Here is a 1,734-nt window from a genome sequence, read left to right on the forward strand (position 1 = left end):
GCTGCGGTCTGCGCCCCATAGCCCGTGCCAAAGTCGTCAATGGCAAGCGCACAGCCCAGCTGATTGAGCGTGCTTTTGAAAAACCGTCCGCTACCCGCGGGCAGCGCCGCCGTCTCCGTGATCTCGATCACCAGCCGGCGCGCACAATCCGGGCGCATCGTCAGGGCGTGCAGGACCGGCACCCACCACAGACCGTCGCCCGCGCTCTGCGCGGACAGGTTCACGCCCAGACAGAGGTGCGGGTGTTTGTTCAGCAGGCCAATGGCATGGCGCACAACATGGGCGTCGAAGTGCCCAATGGCACCCATGCGCTCAAGATGGGGAATGAAATGCGAGGGCGGCAGCAGCCGCCCGCTGGCCAGACGGATACGCGCCAGACACTCGCGATAGAGCGTGACGCCAGGCGCCTCCAGCCCGATCACCGGCTGGTATTCAAACTCCACCGCGCCGTTTTCGATGGCCCGCGTGATCGCGACCACCACCTGTTCGTCCGACATGGCGCCGGCCGCCCAGCGCGCCTCCGCCGCCTGCAGTTGCGCGCGCTCCAGCTCTCCACCCGCCGCTGCTGGCGCCTGCCCTTGCCGTTCGAACATATTCCCACCCCACCTGGATTGATTCGCGTCCCGGTGGCCATGGCATGGCACACCAATAACGCTCTCGCATTACCCGGGGCCGGGTGGGTGGGACAAAAAGGGTCCTTTGTATGAATACTTCTTCCACCAGATGTAAGAGCCCTTGAAGCTAGGCGCGACAAGGCCTCGGCGGCCAGCGGTGGCGACCGACAAAAAGGACCCTTTTTGTCCATTAAACTTTTGGATGAGAGCGTGAAATTAATCATTGTTAACACTGTGTTCAGTCGCACCCACAGGCGCACTGACACTCCACGCGCTCTCGTTGAACGACGGCATGACAGGCAAGCCGTCGCCCCCCGTCATTAACAATGTCGTCACGATTGTCGATATCGCGACAGAACAGCATCCCAACAATGAGCGCAGCCCCTCTCTCTTTGCCCTACCAACCTCCCCACGGTAGGTACGCAGCCGCTCTGACGGCCAGCGAGCACGCTTTGGAACCCAGCCCTCCACTCGCAGGGCCGGCTCCAGGGGATCAAGCATGAAGGTCGGCTACGCACGCGTTTCCACCGAAGAGCAGAATCTCTCTCTTCAAATCGATGCGCTCACCCGCGCCGGGTGTCAGCGCTTCTTCAGGGATCGGGGGATTTCCGGCTCAGCGTTTTCCCGGCCCGGCCTGGATCGGGCACTGAAATGCCTGCGCGCAGGCGATACGCTCGTGGTCTGGCGGCTTGACCGCCTCGGTCGGTCGCTCGGCAGGCTCATTGAGCTCATCAGCGATCTCGGACGACGTGACATCGGCTTCGAATCCATCACCGAGTCCATCAACACCAACTCCGCGGGTGGCATGCTGGTCTTCCACATGATGGCCGCACTCGCCGAGTTCGAGCAGCGGCTCATCGGCGAGCGAACGCGCGCTGGGATTGCTGCATCCCTTGCACGTGGCGGGCGCATCGGACGCAAGCCCGCCTTGACCGAGCAACAGCAGAACAGGGCCATCGCACTGCTCAGCACGGCCACTGTGGATGAAGTCGCCAAAGAGTTCGACGTGCATCCAAGAACCATCAAGCGCATGGCGCTGGCCAAAGCCCTCAAGACCATCCCGCCACCCATGCACCAAGCACATAGGGTCGAGGCGAGCACAGCCCTGAATGTTGATTAG

General features: G+C 62.5%; 2 protein-coding genes. One reads left to right on the forward strand and one right to left on the reverse strand.

The genetic code is table 11. From position 1 onward, the window contains the following. Nucleotides 1–593 (reverse strand): EAL domain-containing protein (locus ABIC76_RS25520; RefSeq protein WP_354535652.1); only part of this gene is annotated, 593 nt, incomplete at its 3' end. A 520-nt stretch (nucleotides 594–1,113) separates the two neighbouring features. Between ABIC76_RS25520 and ABIC76_RS25525 the strand changes: the two genes are divergently transcribed. Continuing rightward, on the forward strand, nucleotides 1,114–1,734 hold the full coding sequence (locus ABIC76_RS25525; RefSeq protein ID WP_354535653.1) for a recombinase family protein: 621 nt from the start codon (nucleotides 1,114–1,116) through the stop codon (nucleotides 1,732–1,734).

The sequence above is a fragment of the Ralstonia sp. 1138 genome (assembly GCF_040544795.1).
Classification (GTDB): Bacteria; Pseudomonadota; Gammaproteobacteria; order Burkholderiales; family Burkholderiaceae; genus Ralstonia; species Ralstonia flatus.